Genomic DNA, 4,432 nt, shown 5'->3' on the forward strand with positions numbered 1-4,432 from the left:
GAAGGTCGGCATCCTCGGCGCCGGCATGATGGGCCAGGGCATCGCCTACGTCACGGCGATGGCCGGCATCGACGTCGTCCTGAAGGACGTGTCCAAGGAGCAGGCCGAGAAGGGGAAGGGCTACTCCAAGAAGCTGGTCGACGGCGCGGTGGCCAAGGCCCGCATGACGCGCGACAAGGCCGACGCGGTGCTGGCGCGCATCGCGACCACGGGCACCGCGGCGGACCTTGCGGGCTGCGACATGCTCATCGAGGCGGTGTTCGAGAATCGCGACCTCAAGGCCAAAGTGACCGCCGAGGCCGAGGCGGCTGCTGTACCCGGCGTGCTCAGGTGCTCGAACACCTCCACGCTTCCCATCACCGGCCTGGCCAAGGCGTCGAAGGCGCCGCCACGGTTCATCGGCCTGCACTTCTTCTCGCCCGTCGACAAGATGCCGCTCGTCGAGATCATATTGGGCAGGGAGACGGCGCCCGAGGCGCTGGCGCAGGCGTTCGATTACGTGCTCAAGATCAAGAAGACTCCCATCGTCGTGAACGACAGCCGCGGCTTCTTCACCTCGCGCGTGTTCAGCATGTTCGTAAAGGAAGGCATCTCGATGCTGGCCGAGGGCTACCACCCGCAGAGCATCGAGCAGGCCGCGGCGCAGAACGGCTCGCCCATCGGTCCCCTCGCTGTCTGCGATGAGATCTCGCTCGAGCTCACGCGGCACGTGCGTGAGCAGACGAAGAAGGACCTCGCCGCTGAGGGCAAAACGTATCCCTCGCTACCGGCGGACGCGTTGGTCGATCGGATGTGCGACGAGTTCGGTCGCAAGGGCAAGGCGGCCGGCGGCGGGTTCTACGAGTACCCGGCGGGCGGAAAGAAGCACCTGTGGCCCGGCACGGTCGAGCACTTCGTGAGGCCCGAGCATGCAACGCCCGACGCGGCGGATTTCGCTGAAATGAAGGACAGGCTCCTGTACATCACCTCGATCGAGACGATCCGCTGTCTCGAGGAGGGCGTGCTGCAATCGGTGGCGGATGCGAACATCGGATCGGTGATGGGCATCGGCGCGCCGCCGTGGACCGGCGGGACGCTGCAGTACGTCAACTACGTCGGGCCTCGTGCCTTCGTCGAGTGCGCGCGCCAGCTTGCCGCTCGCCATGGCGCCCGTTTCCAGCCCCCGAAGCTGCTCCTGGACATGGCCGACCGCGGCGAGACGTTCCAGTAGGATCGGTGTCAGCTCCGGCGAAGTTGACCAAGTAGGAGTCGCCCGGCAGGTCGGCGGCAAGAACCCGGGGGTGCCACGCAGGACGAGAGCCCTAGTCGGCCACCCGACCTGTGCCGCCCTGTCGCGCTCCGCCGTGAGACGCCGGCGGGAGCGGGGAGCCGAGGGAAGGCTCGGACGCGTCGCGTCGGAATAGCTCTTGCTGCATCTCGAGATCGGCTGCGCACGCGGTGAGGTACCGAGATGGAGGATCGGCGTTTGTCAACTTCGCAGGACCTGGTACCTATCCTGGCGAGGCTGCGCCTCACACGCCGCGGGCCGCTGGTTGCGGGACGCGTCGGGAGGGCTGAGACCATCGGCGCCCTTGGCGGCGAGGTGGGCGAGGATGTTGGCGATGACCTTGGGCTGGGTGAGCCACGTTGTTCTCCACCTCGCCCGGTGCCGTCGCGCGACCGTGCCCCAGTTCGTCACGACGCCGCGGCGACGCTCCCCACACCGCCCCCCCACTGGGCGAGGCGGTCGACGAGCGTGGTCGCTGCCCACCTGCCCGTCTCGGCGGCTCCTTCCGTGAACGGCATGCCCGTGTAGTCTCCGGCGAGCAGGAACCGCGGGGCGGGTCCGATGCTCTTCCGGTACTGCGCCACGAGCCTGGCCCGCCCCGGCGGGGTGAGGGCCAGCGCCTCCTTCCACCGGTAGACCCGGGTGGCGAAAACCTCGCGAGAGACTCCGGGCAGGTATTTCTCCAGCTCGGAGAGGACCACGGACACGATCTGGTCGTCGCTCGATGCGATCATCTTCGGGGCGGTGTCGCCCGACAGGTACGCGTGGAAGAGGTGACCGTTCCCCACCCGTCCGCCTCCCTTCGCCTCCTCGATGGTGACGGCGACAACGGCGCCTCGATCGCTCTCGGGGAGATTGAACGCGTACAGGTTCGAGACGTCGGGGCCGAGCCGGAACGACCTCCGGACCATGATCGCGACGGTTGCGGTCGTGCTGTAAGGGGTCGCGAGGAGCTCGCGCTCGGTCGCGGTGGGCTCCGGGTGCAGCACGCGCGCGGCGGAGGCCGGTGCCGCGAGGATGACATGATTGGCGGAGATGCGTTCCGCCCCGACCGTCAGCTCGACCCCGGTCGGCGCGACCGAGATGGAGCCTACCCGACTGCCGAGGCGCACGTCGAGGCCGGACGCGAGCTGGCGCGTCAGAGCGCCCATACCGCCGACCGGCGCCGTGAGCTTGACGTCGCCGCTCAGGCCGTAGAACAGCGACGTCGTGTGCATCGCCAGCGCGGCGGAATCGTCGTGGAGGCGCTGGAAGAACAGGCTCGCGATGCACGGCTCGATCATGAAACGCGTGACCTCGGCGCCAAAGTACGATTCGCTCCAGGTCTTGCCGTCGGTCTCGTCGTAGGACGTCCAGGCGGACAGGTCGTTCTGCGACAGCGCACGGGTGCGCCTCCCGAGCCGCATACCGCCAACCGCGAGCCGCAGGTACGCCGGGAGCCGCAGGAGCCCCGACCTCAGCGGCGATAGGGGGGCGTCCGGCCTGATCCTGCGGAGGCGCCCGCCCCGGACCACGGCTACCCAGGGGTTCACCTCGACGATGCTAGCAGCGAAGCCGACGCGCTCGATGAGCTCTCCCAGGACCGGGTACCTGGTGCTGAGAAACTGCGCACCCTCGTCGATGGTGAAGCCGTCGACGCTATCCGAGACCATCCGTCCGCCGACGCGACCCGACGCCTCCAGCACGATTACGTGCTGTCCGGCAGCCTCGAGGTAAAGGGCTGCCGTGAGCCCGGCGATCCCTGCTCCCACGACGACGACGCGAACCTCCGACATGGCTCCCTCCGTCTATCCGCGACCAACGGCTTCGAACCGCTGCGGTGCGAAAACTCACGACCGGCCGCAAGTCCTAACGCGGGCGCCGCGGGACGTCAACCCGAGCTGGCGCCGACAGCCGTGTAAGGGATAGGAAGTTCCTTCTTCATCCCTTCTTGAACTTGTCTTCACCTTGGGCGATGGTAGCACCTTGGGAGGCTTGGTTAAGGGTCGGTGAGGGCTGGCTTTCGGTGCTGGAGGGTGGGGGAGGTGTTTGGGCTGGCCGAGACAGGTCCGGCATCGTTGCCAAGTTCAGGATCGCACCGCTCATGCCCAGACGCCGCCTCGGCTCCCCTTCGACCGCGTCCACCTGAAGGGAGAACGCCTCGTCGGGCGCGGCAAACACCCGTGCGCCGCGGGGGGGCCGACGGCCGGCGTGGTAAGGCACACCGTCGGCGAGGACTCGCGGCCTGCGGGGCATGGCGGTTCCTCGACCTCAACGCACCCGCCGCCAGACTCGTCAACGATGCCGGACCTGTCCGGAGGTCGTCTGCACGTGCGCCTTCGGCAGGTACGGGTAGACCTCCAGATTCAGCTTCGGGGACCGCTTCTCGAGGCGTCAGAGCAGCAGGTGCTTGGCGGCGCCAAATCCGATGGCCCCGAGAGCGTGGGCGTCTCGGACGGCCGTGTGGATCTCGGCGAGGGTGAAGGTTGGAATGGGCCCTCCGACCCCCGAGTTCTCATCTCCATGGGCGGCTGTAACGGCACGGCCTCGCGAGCAGGTAACCAGGCGGGCCTGAAGTCCTGAGTACCGAGTGAAGGGGGTGCTCGATGGGTTGCTGTCTTGGAGTCCTGCTGCTCGGTGGTGCGCCGCGCCTCGCTCTCCTCTTGTGGTGGTTCATGGACCCCGCGCGCATCGGCGGAGCCTTCCGCGGCTGGTCCACCACGGCCGGGGGCTTCACGGCTCCCCACTGGATATGGCCAACGGCCGGCCTCTTGCTGCTGCCGTGGACGACCCTCGCCTACATCTTCGTCTCGCCAGGTGGAATCACGACGTTCGGATGGGCCATCATCGTGATCGGCCTGCTGCTGGACCTGAGTGCACATGGGGGAAGCGGCCGCGAATACCACCGGCGCCGATCGGAGAGGTAGCAGTCGACAACCAAAGGTGCCAGGTACGCAAGTAGCAGAAGTAGGATGATGCACCACCCACGCCAGCGCGCCAAGGCCGTCCCGCTCCTTGACCTCGTGCAGCAGGCTCCAGAATCGCCCGTAAGTCCTCGCCCTACCCCAAGGGTATGTCTTGACTGAATGGGTGAGGATCTGCGTCGGACCCGATCAGGTGACGTTTTCGGGAAGCGTCGCGGTCCCGGGTGAGGCGATCGCGCGGCGGGTGGCCTCGAGCACGTAG

Annotated in this window: 3 protein-coding genes; 2 read left to right on the forward strand and 1 reads right to left on the reverse strand. The window is 67.6% G+C overall.

Annotation, left to right across the window (positions count from 1 at the left end; translation table 11 throughout):
* Positions 1-1,210 (forward strand): 3-hydroxyacyl-CoA dehydrogenase family protein (locus tag M7D61_RS04355; protein WP_298227975.1); only part of this gene is annotated, 1,210 nt, incomplete at its 5' end.
* A 464-nt stretch (positions 1,211-1,674) separates the two neighbouring features.
* Here M7D61_RS04355 and M7D61_RS04360 read toward each other — a convergent pair.
* Entirely contained in the window at positions 1,675-3,042 is a 1,368-nt protein-coding gene (locus M7D61_RS04360) for an NAD(P)/FAD-dependent oxidoreductase (protein WP_298227977.1), read from the reverse strand.
* Positions 3,043-3,852: 810 nt separating this feature from the next.
* Here M7D61_RS04360 and M7D61_RS04365 point away from each other — a divergent pair.
* The gene (locus M7D61_RS04365) at positions 3,853-4,173 is read left to right on the forward strand and encodes a hypothetical protein (RefSeq protein WP_298227979.1); all 321 of its coding nucleotides are present in this window, start codon (positions 3,853-3,855) and stop codon (positions 4,171-4,173) included.
* Positions 4,174-4,432 lie beyond the last annotated feature (259 nt).

The sequence above is a fragment of the Gryllotalpicola sp. genome (assembly GCF_027352875.1).
GTDB lineage: Bacteria > Actinomycetota > Actinomycetes > Actinomycetales > Microbacteriaceae > Gryllotalpicola.